General features: G+C 63.7%; 13 protein-coding genes. 11 read left to right on the top strand and 2 right to left on the bottom strand.

Translation table 11 applies throughout. The annotated features are described in order from the left end of the window. Positions 1 to 23: 23 nt before the first annotated feature. Complete coding sequence (locus SH412_RS11975; RefSeq protein ID WP_336523751.1) at positions 24 to 6,188, bottom strand: alpha-2-macroglobulin family protein; 6,165 nt, start codon at positions 6,186 to 6,188, stop codon at positions 24 to 26. 782 nt (positions 6,189 to 6,970) lie between these two features. Here SH412_RS11975 and SH412_RS11970 point away from each other — a divergent pair. Both SH412_RS11970 and SH412_RS11965 read left to right on the top strand, forming a co-directional pair. Then, positions 6,971 to 7,864 carry a hypothetical protein gene (locus tag SH412_RS11970; protein ID WP_336523750.1) on the top strand — a complete coding sequence of 298 codons (894 nt, stop codon included), beginning with the start codon at positions 6,971 to 6,973 and terminating at the stop codon, positions 7,862 to 7,864. A 546-nt stretch (positions 7,865 to 8,410) separates the two neighbouring features. Then, positions 8,411 to 9,046, top strand: a complete 636-nt coding sequence (locus SH412_RS11965; RefSeq protein ID WP_336523749.1) for a hypothetical protein — start codon at positions 8,411 to 8,413, stop codon at positions 9,044 to 9,046. Between the two features lie 367 nt (positions 9,047 to 9,413). On the opposite strand, the gene SH412_RS11960 is transcribed toward SH412_RS11965, so the two are convergent. Continuing rightward, positions 9,414 to 10,235, bottom strand: coding sequence for a cyclic nucleotide-binding domain-containing protein (locus SH412_RS11960; RefSeq protein ID WP_336523748.1), 822 nt, complete (start codon positions 10,233 to 10,235; stop codon positions 9,414 to 9,416). 531 nt (positions 10,236 to 10,766) lie between these two features. On the opposite strand from SH412_RS11960, the gene SH412_RS11955 reads away from it, so the two are divergent. From SH412_RS11955 to SH412_RS11915, 9 genes are all read left to right on the top strand, one after another. Continuing rightward, positions 10,767 to 12,056 (top strand): complex I subunit 1/NuoH family protein, encoded by a 1,290-nt coding sequence (locus SH412_RS11955; protein WP_336523747.1) that lies wholly within the window; start codon positions 10,767 to 10,769, stop codon positions 12,054 to 12,056. Further along, positions 12,053 to 12,667 (top strand): NADH-quinone oxidoreductase subunit J family protein, encoded by a 615-nt coding sequence (locus SH412_RS11950; RefSeq protein WP_336523746.1) that lies wholly within the window; start codon positions 12,053 to 12,055, stop codon positions 12,665 to 12,667. Before SH412_RS11955 ends, SH412_RS11950 begins: the two co-directional genes overlap by 4 nt. 5 nt (positions 12,668 to 12,672) lie before the next feature. Further along, the gene (nuoK, locus tag SH412_RS11945) at positions 12,673 to 12,984 is read left to right on the top strand and encodes an NADH-quinone oxidoreductase subunit NuoK (RefSeq protein WP_336523745.1); all 312 of its coding nucleotides are present in this window, start codon (positions 12,673 to 12,675) and stop codon (positions 12,982 to 12,984) included. A 13-nt stretch (positions 12,985 to 12,997) separates the two neighbouring features. After that, positions 12,998 to 15,298, top strand: a complete 2,301-nt coding sequence (nuoL, locus tag SH412_RS11940; RefSeq protein WP_336523744.1) for an NADH-quinone oxidoreductase subunit L — start codon at positions 12,998 to 13,000, stop codon at positions 15,296 to 15,298. 42 nt (positions 15,299 to 15,340) lie between these two features. Next, a complete protein-coding gene (locus SH412_RS11935) occupies positions 15,341 to 16,927 on the top strand; it encodes a complex I subunit 4 family protein (protein ID WP_336523743.1) in 1,587 nt (528 codons plus the stop codon). 39 nt (positions 16,928 to 16,966) lie between these two features. Then, positions 16,967 to 18,616, top strand: coding sequence for an NADH-quinone oxidoreductase subunit N (locus tag SH412_RS11930; protein WP_336523742.1), 1,650 nt, complete (start codon positions 16,967 to 16,969; stop codon positions 18,614 to 18,616). A gap of 12 nt (positions 18,617 to 18,628) precedes the next feature. Continuing rightward, a complete protein-coding gene (locus SH412_RS11925) occupies positions 18,629 to 19,063 on the top strand; it encodes a hypothetical protein (RefSeq protein WP_336523741.1) in 435 nt (144 codons plus the stop codon). Between the two features lie 23 nt (positions 19,064 to 19,086). Then, positions 19,087 to 19,896, top strand: coding sequence for a TatD family hydrolase (locus tag SH412_RS11920; protein ID WP_336523740.1), 810 nt, complete (start codon positions 19,087 to 19,089; stop codon positions 19,894 to 19,896). Positions 19,897 to 20,273: 377 nt separating this feature from the next. Further along, positions 20,274 to 21,458, top strand: a complete 1,185-nt coding sequence (locus tag SH412_RS11915; RefSeq protein ID WP_336519166.1) for an IS110 family RNA-guided transposase — start codon at positions 20,274 to 20,276, stop codon at positions 21,456 to 21,458. The last annotated feature ends 87 nt before the right edge of the window (positions 21,459 to 21,545 follow it).

Genomic DNA, 21,545 nt, shown 5'->3' with positions numbered 1-21,545 from the left:
TTGCTTCCGTGTTTCCCGACGGGTCAGTCCGCGATCTGGAGCTTGATCTCGTCGGAGTTGGCTTTCAGTTCCGGGGCGTACATGGCGCTGCCGCGGGCCGGGAGGGCGCTGAAATTGCCGGGGATTTCGGCCCGCAGACGGTACGTCACCGAGTGCTTGCCGCGTGGCAGCGACCGGACGAAGAAGCAGACCCGCTCGTCGCGGAACTCGGTGTAGGCCCCCAGCGCATTGCCGAGGTAGCCGCTGCGGACCTCGACCGGCTCGAAGCCGGCGGCCTTCATGTCCTCGAAGACCAGATACTCGTAGTCGTTCTTACTGTCGATTTCGAGCTCGACTTCGACGAGGTCGCCGCTTTTGAGCTGGGCGAGGTTCGCAAGTTCTTCCCGGTCGAACTTGCTGACGGCCTGCTGGACGACCTGGCCTTTCGCGCCGGAGACCTCGGCGGTCGCGTTGACGGGCGTGAGCTTGAAGATGGTGCGATTCACCTTGATCTCCAGGCCGGCCCGCGTGATGGGATCTTCCAGCGTAAAGTCGGTCTGATAGGCGTTGAAGTAGAGCGGTCCCCTGCCCTGTTTGCGGAACTCGATGGTGTGTTCGCCGGCGGTGAGGACGTCGCCCGCCAGCGTGAAGGTGTTGTCGAACGTGAAGAGGTTCGCGGCATCGACCTTCACCTCTTTCTGCTTCTGGCCGTCGAGCCAGATTTCGATCGCCAGGTCCGGGCGGGCTTCGCCGGAGGCTTTGAGGAACTCCGCGAGCGCTTCGATGCAGTACGCCGTGTCGCGGGTGCTGTTCCAGTAGGTGGCGTGCCGGCGGTTGTTGAGCAGATACTTGACCAGCTTCGCGCAACGGGGATCCTGCGGGTTCACGCGGGTCAGCAGCTTGAGGTAGACGGCGTTGGCCTCGATGTCGTTGCCGTACCAGTGCCACCAGCCGTCTTCGGGGAGCTTGAGGTACGCGGTCTGGTTCTCATTATCCTCGACGAGGAACTGCTGCAGGTTCTGCAGGATCATCGCCAGTTCGTCGGCTTTCCCCTGCTTCTGCAGGGCCAGGCCGAACAGGGCCTTGGCGGAGGCGGGCAACTGGACGCGGTCGCGGTAGAGGAACTGCCGCATGTCCTCGGAGGCGACGTCGGCGTCGATCAGGATGCCGTAGATCAGGGCGTCCAGCGCGTCGGCGTGTGCCTTGGACGGGGACTTCTTCGCGGCGAAATTCTTGATTCGCGTGACCTGCTCGGCCTGGTAGTTCTTGAGCCAGTCGAGGCCCCGTTCGAGAACGCCGGGGACGAGGGCGACGTCGTTCTGCTGCGCGAGCTGGAGGCCGTGGACGACGACGGCGGTGGTGTGGGGCCAGGAGTGCTCGCCTGAGCCGGAGAACCAGCCCCAGCCGCCGTCGGCGACCTGCATGGCGACAAGCCGGTCGAGGCCTTCGCGGACCATGCTGCGGACTTCGGCTTCGTCGAAGACGGGGTTGTGTTCGTAGCGCTGCCATTGCTTTGCGCGCTCGGCGGGGTCGCCGAGCTGCTGGGCGTTGAGGTTGGTCCGTTTGTCGCGGATGGCTTTGAGGTCGAGCTGCATCTCCAGCAGAATCTTCTGCGTGATAACAGTCGGCAGGAAGCGGTTGAGGGTCTGCTCGGTGCAGCCATAGGGGTAGCCCGCCAGGTAAGGCAGGGCGTCGACCATCGCCCCGGCGAGGGTGGGGGAGAAGCGGGCTTCGAGGCGAGACTGGTCGGGTCGGCGCTCGGCGGGAACGGTGAAGGCGATCTTGCCGGCGTTTTCGTCGGGGCGGAGGGCGCCGGAGAAGGATTGGGTTTTGAGCATGCCGTGGACGTAGACGGGGAAGGTCATCTGCATGGCGTCCGACTCTTCGTCGGTGAGGGCCTGCATGCGGACGACGGCCTGGCCTTCGCCGGCGACTTTGACGCGCCAGTCGATCCGCTTCTGGCCGTGGGCTTCGAGTTCGAAGGTCTGGGCGGCGTCGCCGAGCGGTTCGAGGGTGCCCCCTTCGAGTTCGAGGACCGCCTTGATCGACTTGGCGGAAGCGAGGTCGTTATGGATGTTGGCCGAGAGGACGACTTCGTCGGTCTCGACGAAGAACCGCGGGGCTTGCAGGCGGAGCAGGAGGTTTTTCTTGGTGGTGACCACGGTCGAGGCTTCGCCGACACGGCTGCCTTTACCGAGGGACCAGGTCCGGATTTTCCAGCCGGTGAGGTTTTCGGGCAGCTTGAAGGAGACTTCGGCGAGGCCTTCGGCGTTGGTGTTGAGCGAAGCGGCCCAGAAGGCGGTGTCGGCGAAGTTCTGGCGGATGGTGGGGGTGACGGTGGGGCGTCGTCTCGCAATGTCTTCGAATGTATCACCGAACGTAAGTGGCGATGCGTCTCCGACCGCAATGACCGACGCCGTTTCAACGTCCCAAAGCTGGTTGTAGAAGGTTCCCTCCGCCGGCGCGGCTGCGGCCGGCATGCCGCCGCCCATGCCACCCTTCGCCATGCCGCGCGTTGTGTGGCTGCGCAATCCCTTGGTTGTAACGCCGAGAACCGTCTGGGCGACCTCGGCTTCTTCGAGATCCCCAAAGGCGCCGATGTCGGCCATGCCGGTTTCGTTGGGCTTGAGGAGGTTGTAGGAGGGGCGGTCGAGGCTGGATTCGTGCTGGGGGTGGTGGTGGCGGCGCCATTCCCAGAAGAACTTGCGGATGTCGGGGACGTTGGCGCCGCCCGAGATGTATTCGAGGCTCCGGTCGTAGACCGCGAGGACCGTCGAGCCGACGAACGGATTCCCCTGGGAGTCGGTCAGCTTGACCTGGAGTTTCGCTTCTTCGCCCGGTTTGTATTCGAGTTTGGAGGCTTCGACGTTGACGTCGAGGATGCGGGTTTCCGGGGGAACGATGACTTCGCGGACTTCCTGGTGGTAACGGCCGTCGGCGACGGTGAAGGCTTCGATGAAGAAGTTGGGCATGTCCTGCTGGACGGCGCCGATCTCTTCGACGGTCGATTTGCCTTTGAGGCGGATCACCTTGGGAGGCAGGCAGACGCCGTTGACGGCCCGGACGAACAGCACCACGGCGGAGTCGGGGCGGTTCGCGGAGATCATCAGCTTGACCGTCTCGCCGGGGGCGTATTCCCGTTTGTCTGTGACGAGTTCGAGGTCGTTGAAGCGGAACTCGCGGCCGTCGAAGCCGTCGCCCCGGACGACGAAGACGTAGCCCCCTTCGATGGTGTGCTGTTCGCTGTCGGTCAGCGTGTAAGAGAGACGGTACTGGCCGGGGGCGGAGGCGGCGAGCTGCTGCTCGGCGTGCCCCTCGGCATCCGTGTTGAGATCCCAGGTCTTGACGACGGCTTCGACGGGCTTGCCGTCGGCATAGGTGATCTGGCGGAGTTGGAGCTTGCCGGTTCCCTGGACAGGTTTCTGGTCGAGGGTGAAGGCGGAAAAGCTGGCGTGGACGGTGTCGCCGACGCGGTAGTGGCCGCGATCGACCCAGGCGTAGACCTTGAACGGCTTGCGAGCGACGAGAACGTTGCCCGTGCCGACGATCGTCCGGCGGGATTCGTCGACCACTTCGGCCGTGATCGAATACGAGTGGTCTTCGTCGCCGTGCAGTTCTTTGGCGGGGAGGGTGTCGATTTCGACCTTCACCGTGCCGTCGGGGCCGATGTCGACTTCCTGCTCGGCGATCAGTTCCGGGGGGGCGGCGTTCCAGTTCCACCAGGGAGGAGTCGGGCGGGCGCAGCCCCAGGAGGACCAGCCGGGGAGCCAGGCGTAGTCGGGGGAGAACCACCAGTAGCCGGGGCCGTAGAACCAGTCCCAGCGGCCGACGGGGAACCAGCGGCTGGTGTGAGCTGAGCGAGTGACCTTGTACTTCACGCGGGCCTTGGTGACGGGGCCGCCGAAGTAGTATTTCGCATCGATCGTGGCGGTGATGGTCTCGCCGAGCGCGACCGGCTTCGTGGGGGCGTCGACGGTGACTTCGAATTCGGGTTTCTTGTACTCTTCGACGCGGAACGAGCCGCCGCCGAGGTTCTTGATCAGGATCTGGTACTGCCCCAGTTTGGCGGTTTTCGCCAGCGGGAATTCGCCGGCGATGCCGCCCCATTCGTCGGCCTTGAGGGTCTGCTCGAAGAGTTTTTCGCCTTGGGGATCGTGGATCTCCAGCGTGAACGATTTTCCGGCGAACGGCGAGGCGTCGGGGGCGTCGTATTTCGCCTGGCCGACCCAGAGCTTGAACTGGACTTTCTGGTCCGGCCGGTAGACGGGCCGGTCGGTCATGGCGAAGACTTTGGTCTGGTTGTAGACCTCGTCATGTCGCTGGCCGTGCCAGACGCCGGTGAAGCCAAGATAGGCCAGTCGGCCCCCTTCGCCGCGGGCCACGAACATCCACTGGTAGTTTTCAAACAATGGCTGACCAGGCTCGAAGCGGTTCGCATCGAGGAAGACGAGGCCGTCGGCGCTGCTGAACTCGGCGAAGTTCTTCGTGACGATGCGGAAGGCGGGCTGGTTCTGGCGGAGCTGCTCCTGTTTCCAGCCGAAGCATTCGACGTTCATTCTGGCGAGCGGGATGCCGGTGACGGCGTCGGCCGTGTAGAGGAGCGTCTGGCCGTCGAGGGGCTTCTTGACGAGGACGGTGTCGGCGACCCAGACGACGATCCGGCTGGTGTTCCCGCCCTCGACGGTCGCCGTCACGAAGTAGGCTCCCGCTTTCTGCAGCGGAGTGGCGACGGTGGCGACTTTGTTCCAATGTTTTGGGGCGGGTTCGAGATCGAGCGACCAGTTCGCGACCTGGGGGCCGAGGTATTTCGCCTGGTCACTGGTGATCAGCCGGTGGCCGACGTCGCCGATGTTGAAACGGTCCCATTCGATCTCGCGCGGACCGCCGGCCAGATAGGCTTTCACGTCGGCGAGCAGAGCGTCGATCCGGACGGGCTGGGCGGTGAACGTCACCTTCTTCGCGTTGCGGAAGCGGAACTGCAGCTCCGCCCCCTGGCCGGCGGGCTGGGTGACGGTGGATTCGAAGCGGCCCCAGAGGCCAACGATCTGCTGCAGCCGCTGTTTGCGGTGCTCCTCTTCGCCGAACAGTCGCGTCGATTCCCGCCAGGCTTCCGCGGCTTTGTCGTACTGCCGGCGATCCTCGTAGATGCCCGCGACGGTCATGGAGGCCTGCTCGGCGTAGGGTGACTTGCTTCGTTTCGCGAGCTCGCGGAACTGCAGCAGCGGGTTGAACTCGTCGGGGAGCGTGAAGCGCTTCACGCCGGTGGCCAGGCGGGCGATGGTTTCGGTGTCGGCGAGCGTGTGGACTGCGAAGGGGCCGGTCTGTTCCTGATCGCCATCGTCGTCAGCGGATGCGCCGATGAACTGCCGCATGGTCTGCACGCCGAACTGGGACTGCAGGAAGCCGGCCCAGTCGCTGTCGGCTTCATCGGCGACGGCGGCGTCGGTCTTCTTCGATTCGGCCAAAAGCCACCGCCAGCGCTGGCTGTCGGAGCTGGCGGCGTCCCAGCTTTCGGGCAACGTGTGGTAGACGGGATTCCCCTCGGCGTCGACGGGAGCGCCGCGGTCGCTGCCGCCGCGGCCCCACCAGCCGCCGCGAAAGTCTTCGTAGTCGGGGAGCTCCGTCAAATCTGTCAGCGACTGGAGCTGCCAGGCCTCGCGATTGCCGGCTCCCTGCTGAACGGCGCGGGCGAAGTCGAGCCAGAAGCGGGCGGCGGATGCGGATTTGCCGGCCGCGACCACCAGCGGGCGGGCCTGGTCGAAGAGCTGCAGGGCGCGGACGCGGTCGCGATCGAGCACGGAGACATTCCGGCCGCCGCCGCGACGCTGGCCGCGGGAGAATTTGCCGGAAATGATCATGCCGGTGTGCTCGGTGGCGAGGTAGGCGCTGGCGGCCTTGTGGAGCACTTCCCAGGCGTTGGGGTGGGCGGCGACGGCGGCTTCGACAAAGGAGTCGAACTCGTCGATCCGGCCGAGCTGCGCCAGGGAGCTGGTGCCCTGCCCCACCGCGTGGGCGGCGACGGCGGGGGGCGCGTCGGCCTGGAGGGCCAGCTTGTGAAACAGCTCGTAGGCGTCTTTGAAATTGCCGTCGGCGAAGAGCTGATCGGCGCGAGCCTGCATTTGAGCATCCGTAGCGGGTTCGGCGGCGAAGAGCCAGACGGAAGCGGCGGTACAGAGCGCCACCGCCAGAGATGCGAGCCAGCGAGTCATGAACAAATCCATTCGCGCAGATGGGTAGTGGCCGGCGTTACTCCTGACCGGCTGGCGTCAGTATACCAGCCCTCAGGCATTCGGCGAGGGAATCCCCCCGCTCTGGAGTGGGACGCCGGCTGGCGTTTGGGAGTTCCCGGCAGGGGGGAGGATCTCCCGCGGAGTCGCAGAAAAGAGGAACGCAAAGACGCCAAGAAGAGGGGGCCGGGGTGGCCCAGACGCCGCTTTGGGCGTCTGGGTGCCAATGGCACAGGAGGAGTTTCGTGAAACGCTTTCGGGGCATGATGTGGGAGGGACGAGCACTGCTGGCCCGCGGACGGTCCAGCAGTGGCACCCGGCGCGGCGGGGTGGTTGGAGTGAGGCAAGACGGTCGAAAATCCGATTGCGTGGAAACCTTGGTCAGAGTCCCGCCTTTCGATGGCGGTGCCATACTGGTCGGATAGGGAAGACCAAGCGGTGTCATCCCGCAATTCTCGAAGAACTCAAACACTCAACGTCATCGGTTCGGTTTCAAGCTTCCTATCGCCGCGCGACACCGATATGGCTCTGACGGCCAATCGTCGCCGGCCTACGCTTTCGTTTATGGGTAGAGAGGCGTATTGTAGTTGCGAGAAGTCTTCGGCGACATGTCCACTGAAAGGCGGCTCATCGCTGGGGGTGTCCGGCTAACTTAAATCGCTGCCGCTCATGGTGCCTTGAGCAATCCAGAAAACAAGACAATCGCAGTGTACGCGACGGTGATCTCTCGATTAAGGGAGAGCCGAAACAGTAGGGATGGGGAGATGCAGTTCAAATCGGCGGCATTGGATCAGATCGCACAATTCATTTGCGGCGACAATCCGCTTCCATTTCCCTACCGAAGCTCATCACGCTTGACATCCTTTTTTACTGGGCTCGGGCTCGATTACATCCATCATGGAGAAACGCGAAACCCATGGGTTCGCGACGCAATTACCGATATCAATCGCAAGGCGCCGAGTGAAGGTCTCCTGCCGTCGGCCGAAATGACCTCGGTGATTGAGGAAGTGATGAACCCCACGTATTTCGAGGCATCTGTATCGGTGCCGAGCGTGGACTATGACGCCGCTCTCAAGAGAATGAATAGTGTCCTTCGGCAATACAAACTTGAAGTGGTCCTGGACCAATCCATTGGGGTTGCAAGTCTCAGAACTGTTGACGGACTCTTCGTATCGACTGCTCATCAAGCTCGGGATGTCGTCACGAAGATCACGTTTGCCCCCAAGGTGTTTGAGATTCCGCACTCAACCGAAGTTCAGCGTGGTCTGGTCGCGATCATGATGCCATTCGATCCGGGGTTTTCTGGAATTCACGATGCTATTCAGAATGCTTGTTCCCTTACTGGGTTGCGGTGCAGGAGAGCCGATGACATCTGGGCAAATAGTACGATCATTCAAGATATCGTCGATCTGATTTTCGCTGCAGAGATCGTCGTAGTTGATTTTACGGGCAAGAATCCAAACGTTATGTACGAGACCGGAATAGCCCATACGCTGGGAAAGCATGTAGTCCCAATCACTCAGTCCATCGAGCACGTCCCGTTCGATCTTAAGCCGCATCGAGTGCTGCCGTATCATCCCAACCGAGAGGGGCTAGCCAAGCTTACCGACGAACTGGCGTTGCGATTGAAGACGATAACTCAGGGGCATTCGTGGTGAAGATAGTCATTGGATCCACCTGTCCGGCCAGGGGGCGCTGTTGGTTGTCTTCGCCCTACCTGGGTGCCGAAGGTACAGGAGGACGGGCGGTGCAACGGTGTCAACCTCCTGTCGCTTAGCGACACAGGTAGTCCCCGGACGGCCAACGTTGCGACCCGGAGGTGCCACCCGGAGGGTGCCCGGTTCCACGGGTTGCACTCCGTCCGCCTCGGGGGCGGACTTCGTTTCACCCGTGGCTACAGCCCGCCGCCCGCTTCGGGGCTCAGGAGGGGGAGCTGCCGTTTCGATGGCCGCGGCGCGGACTTCTGGATTGCTGATATGCGGCTGGGCGGCCGGAGAAGTGGCGGGGCCGATTTGCGAGATGAAGACCCTCACCCCCCGCCCTCGTCCGACGAAGACGTCGGGCGAGGGGCCAGAGGTGGGAGGCGTCGGCGGACGAGGACGTCCGCCGTACGGGGCCTGCTCGTGGAGGCTGTTGGCGTTGTCTTGTTGCCGCTCGGTATCATGTTCGCTTTGCACGGAATACCCGAGCTGGGAACGCCGCCCGTGAGCCTGGACGCTGACTTTGATGACGACCGGACCCGACAGACCGCTGGTGTCGCGGGAAAGCCATCCGTGGCCGCGGCCTGTGCGACGCTGGTCTTTCAGCAGTTGCTGGCGCTGGGGGTCTGCGTGGGGGTGCCGGCGCTGGTGACGGCGATTGCGCCGGTGTCGTGGGTGACGCTGGAACGTCAGGAGGGGCGCGTCACGGCGGTCGCGCAGACCTGTCTGCTCTTTGTCGTGCCGTTCAAAACCGCGACGGTCGACCCGGTGACCGGCTTTGGCGACCGATTTGCCGCAGGGACGGTCACGCGCGAGCGACGACCGGGGCCGGACCGGGAGACAAAGTCCGAGGATGAAGGGTTTCTCGTGATCCAGGGCCCCGGGCAGTCGGCCGAGGTCCCGGTGTCCCCGGTCAGTCTCGATGGGGTCCTCGACAAGGCGAACGGCTTTCTGGAGGATCCCCAGGCCGCGGAGTTGAGGCTGTTCGTGGTGGCGAACTGGAAGTTCAGCGTGATCGGCGGGGGGCTGAGCAGCCTGCTGACCGTTCTGTACGTGGTGGGGGTGACGCTCGGGCTGCTGATGAAGTTCGTCGGTCTGATCCGCCGGGGTTGGAAGGTGGCGGTGTCGGCGCTTCCGTGAGGGGGCCCGCCTGGCAGGCGGCGTGCCAGGGGTTGCATACGGCCTGATTTTGTGGTTCGACACTCCGCCGCCCCGGATGGGGCGGTGCTGCGCGGCGGGTATCCGGTTCCACGGGTTGCACTCCGTCCGCCTTGGGGGCGGACTCCGTTTCACCCGTGGCTACAGCCCGGCGCCCGCTTCGGGGCTCAGGATGGGGAGTTGCCGTTTTGATGTCCGCGGCGCGGAATCTTGGGCTGCTGATTTTCGGCGTGGATCACGCGGTGAGGTGGCGGAGTTGAATTGGGGGATGAAGACCCTCACCCCCCGCCCTCTCCCAACGGGGACGTCGGGCGAGGGGGCAGGAGGAGCGAAGTCGCACCAACCTGCGTCAGTTGCGGGCGATGTGGATGCGGAACTGGTAGGGGGACATCGGCATGCCGAGGATCACGGTGTTTTCTCCCTCTTCGAGCATGGCGTAGCGATGCGGGGAGCCGCCGCCGATGTGGGCTTCGTTGACGAAGATGCCGAGCGAGGAGCCGCGGTCCTGGATGGCGATGCCGGCGGGGGTCTGTTCCAGCGAGGCGTGGTTGCGGGAGATGTTGAAGGGCATCCGGTCGACGAGCCAGAGGTCGTTCAGATCCAGCGGGCGGGGTTCGTGCTCTTCCGCGGCCCGGCCGATGCGGAACGGATACTTCGTGACCGGCAGGCCGTCGAGGGGGAGCGTGGCTGCGGCCCGGCGTGTCAGCGGATAGAGCGTGACAACCAGCTCTTCCTGGCGTTTCGCGTGAATCGTCTGCACTTCGGCTTCAACGCGGCGGACAATGGGAAAGACGGCGCTGGCGTCCGCGGGAACGGGGGAACCGGCTGCGGAATCGAGCTGAGCGGACAATCCGCGCAGGCGCTCGAACAGGGCCCGCAGGTAGTCCTGCAGGCGGGCGGGATCGGACGTCAGGAACTGTTCGAACTCTGTGCGAGTCAGCGTCGACAGTTCGACGTTGGACATGGCGCGGGCGGTCAGGGAGTGCGGACGTTCTTCGATCAGGCTCATTTCGCCGAAGACATCGCCGGGGCCGAGCTGGGCGACCTGGATCGTCTCGCTCGCCGTGCGGCGGAGCAGATCGACCCGGCCGGACTGGATCTGAAAGGCGCGGGCGGCAAGGTCGCCGGGGGCGAAGATGGTGTCGCCGGCCGGAAATTGGAGCAGATTCATATCGAGGCTTTCGTGGAGAGGGTTGAGGGCCGAGTCGTAATTCTGGGTGTTCGGGGGATCTGACGCCAGCCAATGGGGGGGGACACGGCTCTTCCCAGTTTCAAAGTAGGGTGAGTCGAGTCCGCGAGGCTCACCTCTGCGATAACGAGTTATGGTGAGCCTCGAAGACTCGACTCACCCTACAGCTTTCCCAGACGGAACTTGGAAAGAGCCGTGGGGGGGGCGTCGTTGAAGTTTGGATGAAGACCCTCACCCCCCTGCCCTCTCCCACCGAAGACGGCGGGCGAGGGGGCAGGAAGTTGCATGAGGTGAAGACTGGCGAACGTCGTGCGGCCCTGAACTGTCCTGATAATGCCGACGATGACTTGCAACGATCCTGCCCATGTGTCACACTCGCGCCCGCCGCGGTGACCTTTTGTCCCCACAACCCGTGCTCTGGCTTTGAGTTGGAGCATTTCTGCCGCCGTCTCAGCGGACTGAGACGCGTGTCTGGTGGGGGCGGAGTTGACCTGAACTGCGAAACCCTTCCGCATGCCCCGACCATTGATTGCGATGTCGCTGCAGGAGTTCTTCTCCAATCTGGAGATTCCGCTTCTGAATGCGCCGCTCGGTGAGCTGGGGGGCTTTCTGCTGGCCGCGTTCTTCCACGCATTTCTCCTCTTTAATCTGTTCGGCGCGATGCCGATGTTCTTCATCTGGCTGGAGCGGAAGGTTTCCGGGCGGATTCAGGACCGGCTGGGGCCGACGCGGGTCGGGGGAATGTTCGGCTGGCTGCAGAGTATTGCCGACCCGATCAAGCTGATGCAGAAGGAAGATCTCATACCGGACGCCGCGGACCGCTGGCTGTTCAAAATGGCGCCGTTTCTGGCGGTGCTGGCGTCGTTCGGGGCGTTCATGGTGCTGCCGTTTGCGGACGGCTGGTATGCGGTGGCGGCCGACACGGGGGTGTTCCTGATCCTGGCGATTCTGTCGCTGGAAGTCTTCGGGATCATTCTGGCCGGGTATTCGAGCGGCTCGAAGTGGGCGCTGTTCGGGGCGATGCGCGAGGCGGCCCAGATGGTTTCCTACGAGATTCCGATGGCGCTGTGCGCGCTGGTGCCGCTGGTGGCGGCGGGGACGCTCGACTTTCGCGAGATCGCCCGGCTGCAGGAGGCGGGGCTGCACCAGTGGCTGATCTTTACGAACCCGTTCACGTTCGCGGCGTTCTTCGTCTACTTCACGACGGCGACAGCCAGCGTGAAGCGGGCGCCGTTCGACCTGGCCGAAGCCGAGAGCGAACTGGTCGCCGGTTTCCACACGGAATACAGCGGCATCCGCTGGTCGTTCTTTTTCCTGGCCGAGTATGCGTCGATGTTCGCCGTCAGCGGGATTGCGGTCCTGCTGTTCCTGGGGGGCTCGGCGACAGGACTGGGGCTGGAGCCGCTGCTGATCAATCCACTGCGGTCGTGGGGCCAGGATTTCCTGGTGCAGGGGTTTTCGCTGGGGAACTATGTGGCGAACCTGATCGGGGCGACGATCTTCGTCGTCAAGGCGGGCGTGCTGGTGACCGTGCAGATCTGGGTCCGCTGGACGCTGCCGCGGTTGCGGATCGATCAGGTGATGACGACCTGTCTGAAGTACCTGGTGCCGATCAGTTGCTTCCTGTTTCTGGGAGCGGTCCTCTGGCCGTTGCTGCTGGCGTCTTCGACGCTGGCCCGGCCGACGTTCCTGCCGGTGGGCCGGACTGACGCTGCGACAAAAGCGAAAACCGCGGCCGTTCCAAATTCGGATTTCGAGATTCGGATTTCGAATTTTCCTCCTGTTGAGGAGGGCCGTCGATGAATGTGGCGGACCTGTTGTTCTGGCTGTTTGCGGCTGCGACCTGCGGCGGAGCGATCGGGGTTGTGCTGTCGCAGAATGTCGTGCGGATGGCGTTCTGGCTGATGGTTTCGCTGGGATCGGTCGCCGGGCTGTTTTTCCTGCTCAGCGCGGACTTTCTGGGGGCGGCGCAACTGCTGATTTACGTGGGCGGCACGGTGGTGCTGCTGATTTTCGGCGTGATGCTGACGGCCAGCGGGCCGTATCTGAAGCTGGAAACGCGGCCGACCGAGGTGCTGCTTGGACTGGCTGCGGGTGTGGGGCTGCTGGGGGTGCTGGTTTATTCCGTGGGGGCGGTGAACTGGAGAACGGTGGCGGCGAAGCTGCCCGAGCCGGGGCCGGTTTCCGCGGTTGCTGGACGAACTGGCGAGATTGTGAGCAGCGAGACCGGTCAGTCGGTCAAGCCGCTGGGGCTGGCGCTGCTGGGGGTGCGGGCCGATCATCCGGAGCGGCCGGGGTATCTGCTGCCGTTTGAAGTGATTTCGGTTCATCTGCTGATCGTGCTGATCGGGGCCGGTTATCTGGCACGGGCGAAGCGCCGGGTGGAACTGGTTGCCGACCGGGATGGGGAGTAGCGTCCGTGTCGACGGTGGGACTGAACGAATACCTGATGGTCGGGGCGGTGCTGTTTGTCAGCGGGCTGATCTGCATGATCGTCAAGCGGAACGGCATCGGCGTGCTGATGGGTGTCGAGCTGATTCTGAACGGGGCCAACGTGAATCTGGTCGCGTTCGCGAAGTACACGGTGCTGGGGCTGGACGGTCAGGTGCTGGCGCTGTTTGTGATTGTGATGGCGGCGGCGGAAGCGGCGATTGCGCTGGCGATCGCGCTCAATTTCTATAACAACCACGCCACGATCGACGTCGATCGGGGCAACGAACTGGCCGGGTGACTAAGACGCCGTCATGACGACCAATCCCGAACAACTCGTGCCCCTGCTCCTGACGGCGGCCTGGCTGCTGCCGCTGGCGGGCTGCGTCGTCGAGTTTTTCGCGCTCCGCTGGACGCACCGGCTGAGCAAGGCGCCGGCGTGGGTGGCCGTGGGGTGCATCGCCGCGGGATTTCTCTGCAGCGCGGCCGCCGCGGCGGTCTGGTCGAGCGACGTCTTGAATGTCGACATCAGGTCAGTTGACGACGGGGGCGTGGAAGACCATCGAGACATCCCGCTTGTCCGTCATATCCATTCGACGTATTCCGGCACGTACTACGAGCTGGCCCGGTTCGGCGAGCGGGTTCTGAGCATCGACTACCACATCGACGGCTTGACGCTGTTGATGTTCTGCATGGTGACGTTCGTCGCCACCTGCATTCATGTGTTTTCGATCGGCTACATGGCCGACGAACTGACGGAAGAGTACCTCGACCACAGGGTGGAGCTGCAGGATGGTCGAGAACTGGGGCGGCCGGGGCGGTTTCACCAGTTCTTTGCGTACCTGTCGCTGTTCAGCTTCTCGATGCTGGGGCTGCTGCTGTCGGGGAATCTGCTGCAGGTGTTTGCGTTCTGGGAGCTGGTCGGCATCTGCAGCTACCTGCTGATCGGCTTCCACTACGAGCGCGTGTCGGCGACGACGGCTGCGAATAAAGCCTTCATCATGAACCGGATCGGGGACTTCGGGTTCCTGATCGGGCTGATGATCGTGTGGACGTATCTGGGGTCGTTTCAGTTTTACGATCAACCGGGCCGAGACGGCGAGCCGGGGATTTTCGGCCGGTTGCAGAAGGACGGAGAGACGCTGTGCCTGACGGAGGATGGCCAGTCGGTGATGTTGCGGGTTGCCGCCGGGACCGACGAGCCGCACTCCATCCCGCTGGCGCTGCTGGCGGCGGCCGGGCTGGGGATTTTTGCGGGCTGCGTTGGCAAGAGCGCGCAATTCCCACTGCACACCTGGTTGCCGGATGCGATGGAAGGTCCGACGCCGGTTTCGGCGCTGGTCCATTCGGCGACGATGGTGGCGGCGGGGGTGTATCTGACGGCGCGGTGTTATCCGCTGTTTACGCCCGAGGTGCTGCTGGTCGTGGCCTATACCGGGGCGGTGACGCTGGTGATCGGGGCGACGATTGCGATCGTCTCGTACGACATTAAACGGGTGCTGGCGTTTTCGACGATCAGTCAGCTCGGCTACATGCTGCTGGGACTGGGCGTGGGGGGCTGGAAGGCGGGGGTGTTTCACCTGGTCACGCACGCCGGCTTCAAGGCGCTGTTGTTCCTGTGCGCGGGGAGCGTGATTGTCGGGACGCACCACACGCAGGATGTGCAGAAGCTCGGCGGACTGCGGAAGGCGATGCCGTTAACGGCGCTTTGCATGCTGATCGGCGTCATCGCGATCAGCGGGCTGGCGGTGCCGCTGATCAGCTTCTTCGGGGAGCCGATCGCGTTTTCCGGGTATCACTCGAAGGATGCGATTCTCGGAGCGGCCCTGGCGTTTTCGGAGCGGAATGCCTGGCACGGGGCGCTGTTTCTGGCGCCGCTGATCACGGCGGGGTTGACGGCCTGCTACATGTTCCGGCTGTGGTTGTTGATGTTCTGGGGGGAACCGCGGGACCGTCATGTCGCCGAGCATGCGGAGGAGTCGCCGTTGTCCATCACCGTTCCACTTCTGGTGCTGGCGTTTGTGGCGGCGACGATTGCAATTGGCGGCGAGCATGGGCCGCTGTATGGCTGGCTGTCGACGGCCGAGCAGCAGGCCGTGGTTGTCCGCGAGGGGGGGCTGCGGCATCCCACCGAGGAGGAACTGCATGCGGCTCACGACAGCGCCGGCCGGCTGGCATTGCTGGCGGCGTTTGCCGGCGCGGGGCTGGCCTGGCTGTTCTACGGCAACCGGTTCCTGAACGCGGCCGAGGTCCGCCGGACGGCTGGGCCGGTTTATGACTTTCTTATCGACAAATGGCGGTTCGACGCGCTGTATGACGCCGTCTTTGTGCAGCCGACCCATGTGGTGGCTCGCTGGTGCCTGTGGTTCGATCGGCGGATCCTGGATGCCGTGCTGCACGGGGCGGCGATGGGGGCGATCGCCGCTGCCCGGGTGGATCGGCGGATCGACGAGACCTTCGTCGACGGAGCCGTGAACCGGGTGGGGTGGTCGGCGTGGGTTTCGAGCGGCGCGTTCGGAGCTCTGCAGACGGGGCGGCTGCGGCAGTACATTCTGTTTCTGGCCATGGCCGTCGTGGTGCTGTTTGCGGTCGCGTACACGGCCTTTCCGAAATAAAGGTGTTCTCACCGGCGCTGCGGCCGGATGGAATCGTTGAGCATGAGTCCTGAAGTCCTCCTGACTGCGATCATCTTTCTGCCGGCGGCGTGGGCGATCCCGCTGCTGTGGTTTCCGGCGCAGGCGCGCGACGCGATGCGCTACTACGCGCTGTTCGGGACCGCCGCGACGTTCGCCCTGTCGCTGCAACTGATCGGCGTGTTCGACAGCCGGGTGGGAGAGATGCAGCTCCAGGTGGCGCTGCCGTGGATTCCGAACTGGAACATCTGGTACCGGCTGGGAGTCGACGGGTTCAGCCTGCCGCTGGTAGTGCTGACCGGACTCATTTTCTTTCTGAGCCTGCTGGCTTCGTGGACGATCGACAAGCAGCTCAAGGGTTTCCTGATTCTGTTTCTGCTGCTGGAAACGGGCGTGATGGGGGTCTTCCTGTCGCTCGACTTCTTCCTGTTTTACGTCTTCTGGGAAGTCATGCTCCTGCCGATGTACTTCCTGATCGGCATCTGGGGGGGAGCCCGGCGGGAATACGCCGCGGTGAAGTTCTTCCTCTACACGTTCGCGGGCAGCATGCTGATGCTGATTGCGATGCTGATGTTCTACTTCAACGGCGGATTCAGCTTCGATCTGCTGCAACTCGCCCGGATCGGACAGGGACGCGAACACGGTCTGGAGTTCAGCCAGACGCTGCAGATGGTGGCGTTCGTGCTGCTGTTCATCGGCTTTGCGATCAAGCTGCCGGTGGTGCCGTTTCACACCTGGCTTCCCGACGCTCACGTCGAAGCCCCGACGCCGATCAGCATGATTCTGGCCGGCGTGCTGCTGAAGATGGGGGGCTACGGCCTGATTCGCGTCGCGTTTCCGCTCTGCCCGTACGGCGCTCAATACTTTGCGAGCGTGATCGTCGGGATGGGGGTGATCAGCATCATCTACGGGGCGCTGGCTGCGATGGCCCAGACCGATTTCAAGCGGCTGGTGGCGTACAGTTCCGTCAGCCACATGGGCTACGTGCTGCTGGGGCTGGGGGCCTGGAAGGTCAGCGAAGCGACGGGGGGGGCGATCGGTCGGGACCAGTGGGAAATGGGGGTCAACGCCGCCATGTACCAGATGATCGGCCACGGGATTTCGTCCGCGGGGATGTTCTTCGTGGTCGGGGTCGTGTACGACCGGGTGCATCATCGCGACCTGAATCGGTTCGGCGGGCTGGCGGGAATCATGCCCGAATACACGGGGTTGTCGGTGGGCATTTTCTTTGCCGCGCTGGGATTGCCGGGGCTGTGCGGCTTCATCGGGGAAGTGATGGCGGTGCTGGGGGCGTGGAACTTTTCACCGCCGCTGGCGATTGTGGCGGCGTTCGGGGTGGTGCTGACGGCAGGCTATATTCTGTGGACGATCCAGCGGGTCTATCTGGGGGCCGAGTATCGCGGGCCGCACCCCGAGGCGCTGACGCCCCTGTCGAACCGGGAGCAGACGATCGCGTGGGTGCTGCTGGTTCTGGCGGTCGTGCTGGGGGTCTATCCGCCGCTGCTGCTGCACATCACCGACGGGACGGTGCACCAGTTTGTGGAGGGGCTCGATCAGGCCTACCGCAGCCTGCACCAGGTTGGCGATCCGCTCACGACCATGCTCGACTGAGGCGGCAGCGGCGGGTGTGGACGGGGCGAAGTGAATCGGGTGGCGACGGCTGCAGGGGTTGAGAACGAGATGCTGGTTTCTGCGCTGGAACAGTTGCTGAGCGATACGACGGGACCGTCGTTGCGGCTGTTCGCGCCCGAGGCGGCGCTCGTGATCGCCATTGTCCTGATGCTCCTGTCGCGGATCATCGGCGGAGGGCGACTTCCGGCGTCGTGGATCGCGCTGTGGGGCGCGCTGATCGCCTTCGGCTTCAGTTGGCTGCAGTATCGGACCTTCAGCGCTTCGGGCGGCGGGACGATCGAGTATTTCACGGGGCTGATGGTCTTCGACCAGTTCGCCGCCCTGCTCCGTCTGCTGCTCCTGCTGTTTACGATTCTGGTGATCGGTCTGACGTCTTTAACCGGCATACCGGACGACGAAGACGGCGCGGATTTCTTTTCGCTGCTGCTCGGTTCCGTGATCGGCATGCTGCTGATGGTGGGGGCCAATCACCTGCTGATGATGTTTCTCGCCGTCGAAATGGCCGGCGTACCGGGGTATGCCCTGAGCGGATTTCTGAAGGGGAGGCGGCAGAGCAGCGAGGCGGCGCTGAAGTTCGTCGTCTACGGCGCCGGCGCCGCCGGGATTCTGCTGTATGGAATCAGTCTGATCGGCGGGCTGACGGGAACGCTGATGCTTCCCGAACTGGCGGCCCGCTTGCGCGATCTCTTTGGAGAAACCGGCGCCGGGATGGGCGACCCGGCCGCCCGGACGCTGCTGCTGGCGGTTGTGATGGTGGTCGCCGGCCTGGCGTTCAAGCTCAGCGTGGCCCCGTTTCACTTCTGGTGCCCGGATGTCTTCGAGGGCTCGGCGGCGGAGGTCGGCGGATTTCTGTCGGTAGCTTCCAAAGCGGCCGCGTTTGCCCTGCTGTTGCGGTTCGTCCACGCGCTGGCGACGCCGGTCGTCCCCGGCATGGGAGACTTCTACCTGACGTTGGGATTGGGGCTGGCGGTGCTGGCCAGCATCACGGCGACGCTTGGCAACCTGGCGGCGTATCGGCAGCGTAATCTGAAACGGATGCTGGCATATTCGACGATTGCACAGGCGGGTTACATGCTGATGGCGGTTGCCGCGGCGATGACTTTCGTGGCTGCTGCGTCTGACGGAACCGTCAGCGTTGCGGATGCGGGGCCGCGTGCGGCCCGCGCGATTGAAGGCCTGACGTACTACCTGGTGATCTATCTCTTCATGAATCTGGGACCGTTTGCGATGGCGGCCCTGATCCGGAACGAGATCTTCAGCGAAGAGATCGACGACCTGCGCGGCGTGGGGCGGCAGTCGCCGCTGCTGGCGGTCTGCATGGGACTCTGCCTGTTCAGCCTGGTGGGGATGCCTCCCCTGGGAGGCTTCTTCGCCAAGCTGGCGGTCTTCGCTTCGCTGGTCGACGCCGCGGCGCTCCACGGCGCGTTCTGGATCGTTTTGGGTCTGGCGTGCGTCAATACCGTGATCAGCCTGTGGTACTACGTCAACGTGCTGCGCGTGATGACGTTTTATCCGCGTCCCGCCGATGCGCCGGAGGTCAATCTGGGCGTCAGTTCGTGGCCCGGACTGTACCTGCTGGTGATCTGCCTGCCGGTGCTGGCGCTGGGGATTCTGATTCAACCGGTCAGCGAAGCGGCGGCGGCGGCGGCCCGTTCACTCTTTCCGTAAGGGGTCCGGGGCGTGCCGGTCGTGTACCACAATCTCCGTCTCAACAGCATGCTGATTCTGCTGCGCTGCAGTCTGGTGCAGTATGCTGCCGAGTGCTGGCCCTGGTCGTCGCGCGACGCCGTCTCGGCCCGCCAGGCGGTGCTGGGGGCGGCCGCCGAGCAGACGACGCTCGTCGAGCAGATGGCGGCGTTGTTGACGGACCGTGGCTGGTCGATCGATCCGGGAGCGTATCCTGAGGAGTTCACCGACTGGAACTTCGTTTCCTTGAGGTATCTCTGGCCGCGGGTGATCGAGGACCAGGAATTTGTCGTCGCGGAGCTGGCTGAAGCGGCGCACGAATGCGTCGATGACCGGCAGGGAACGCGGCTGCTGACGGCTGCGCGGGATTCGCAACGTCTGATTCTGGAGGGACTGCGGGTCGCCTCGGCGTCCGTTTCCGCCTCCTGAGCTTCTCGTAGAGGTGGTGATTCGTGGCTGATACGCTCCTTTCGACCGATCTGCGCCTCGTCGATACGCACTGTCATCTCGACGAAGATTCGTTCAAGGCGAATCGCGACGAAACGATCCAGCGGGCGGTCGACTCGGGGATCGTCGCGATGGTGACCATCGGCACGACGCTGGCGAGCAGTCGGATGGCGATCGAACTCGCCGCGAAGTACGACGCCGTCTACGCGGCGGTCGGAATTCATCCAAACTATGCCGCGACTGCGGCGGAGGGGGACTGGCAGGAGATCGAGCAGCTCTGTGCGTCACCCAAGGTGGTCGCGGTCGGCGAAACGGGGCTCGACCGCTATTGGGACCATACGCCGATCGAGATTCAGCAGGACTACTTCGATCGCCATCTGGCCCTTTCCCGATCGAGCGGGCTGCCGTTCATTGTCCATTGCCGCGATGCCGAAGCCGATGTCGTCGCCCAGTTACAGCGGGCGTCCGAGGCCGGTCCGCTGAACGGCGTGATGCACTCGTTCTGCGGCTCGGCGGAGACGGCCAGGATCTGCCTCGACCTGGGATTGTCCCTTTCGTTCTCCGGCATGCTGACGTTCCGCCGGAACGAAGCGCTGCGGATGCTGGTGGGCGAAGTGCCCCTCGACCGGCTGCTCGTCGAAACGGACGCGCCGTATCTGTCGCCGAGTCCGCATCGCGACAAGCGGAACGAACCGGCGAATGTCCGGTTCACCGCGGAGTGCCTGGCGACGGCCCGCGGCGTGAGCAGCGAAGAACTGTGCCGTGCGACGACGGCAAACGCGATCCGGCTGTTCAAGCTGCCGCTGGGCGGCTGACTGATTGGCGAAGACGGACGATCTCACGCGAAGATCTCGCGCATCGACGCAGAACGGAACGCAAAGACGCCAAGTGGATGTGGGCGATAGTCAATGCGTCTTCTCCCACTCACGTGCGTCTTGGCAAAACGACCTGATGGAAGATAGCCTTCACCCCGGTCCTTTCCCACGGCGGGCGAGCCAGCAAGAGACTTCTCCTTCCTTCCTTCCTTCCTTCCTTCCTTCCTTCCTTCCTTCCTTCCTTCCTTCGTGAGTTCTGTGCCCTCCGTGGTTCCGTTTCTTCGCATTAATTAGCGTCCATTCGTGTCATTCGTGGTTGGTGCTCTGCTCCGGATTGACTCCGCGTCCTCCGCGTCCTCCGCGTCTCCGCGTCTCGTATGTTGAATCCATCTACCCCGTGTGGTGTCATGGGACACGCGGCGGGGGCCGCTTCGGAGCGTAGCGACGAAGCGGCCCCCGCCGCGGCCGGCGACAGATCGATCGCGTCTGGGGCCTCAGAGCCCGCCGCGGAGCTGGATCGTCGTCGGCATGGTCGTACCAGCCCGAACAGCCGTTTGAGCCGGAAGCGTTCTCGAAACTCTCCGAGCTCGCATTTACGAGATTGGGAACACGCCATCGACCCCCGCATCCACATCGGCATCGACGTCTCCAAGGCACGACTCGATGTCGCCATGTCCGACTCCTCTTCCCTCCTGGCCGTCGACAACGACCTCAAGGGCTTCCTGAAACTCCTCAAGCAGCTCCCCCCACCCGACCGCTGCCAGGTCGTCATGGAGGCCACCGGCACCTATCACTTCGACGCCTTCCTCTGTCTCAACGATCACGGGTATCACGTCGCCGTCGTGCCCCCCATCCGCGTCCGCGCCTTTGCCACAGGGGCCGGATGGATCGCCAAAACCGACGCCATCGACGCACGCGTCCTCGTTCGTTACTCCAAGGTCGCCGAACTCCAGATCACCGAAAAACCCTCCGATTTCCAGCTCAAACTCCACGCACTCGTCACTCGCCGACGGCAGCTCGTCGACCTCCACGTCCAGGAGTCCAATCACTTCGAAGCCGCTCGCGACAAGGCCGTCAAAGACGACATCGAGCAAACCCGAAACATGCTCAAAATACGCATCACTGCCATCGAAAAACAGATCGACGATCTCTGCGACTCCGACCCCGATGCCAAACGCCGCGTCGAACTCATGACCTCCGTCCCAGGCATCGCCAAACGGACAGCCGCCGTGCTCCTCGGAGAACTCCCCGAACTCGGCGACGCCAACCGCCAGCAGGTCGGAGCACTCGTCGGCGTCGCCCCCTACAACCGCGACAGCGGCAAGTCCTCCAAACTCAGATCCATCCGCGGCGGCAGAGCCTCCGTCCGTTCCGCTCTCTACATGGCGGCACTCACCGCCTCACGCTGCAACCCCGTCATCAGACCGTTCTATCGCAGACTCAAAGACGCCGGTAAGCCAAGCAAGGTCTGCCTCACCGCCTGCATCCGCAAACTCCTGACCATCCTCAACGCGATGATCAAATCCGACACCGCCTGGAACCACGGACTCCAAAATGCGTAAATCTCACAAATCCACCTTGACCAACAACACAGCCGCTCCGCGGTGAATCCTCTTTGTCTTCTTTCGGTGCCAGGGCTTTCCCGACGC

The sequence above is a fragment of the Planctellipticum variicoloris genome (genome assembly GCF_030622045.1).
Taxonomy (GTDB): Bacteria; Planctomycetota; Planctomycetia; order Planctomycetales; family Planctomycetaceae; genus Planctellipticum; species Planctellipticum variicoloris.
Note: the sequence above shows the minus strand (reverse complement) of the source record. Positions and strands in the feature narration are given on the sequence as shown.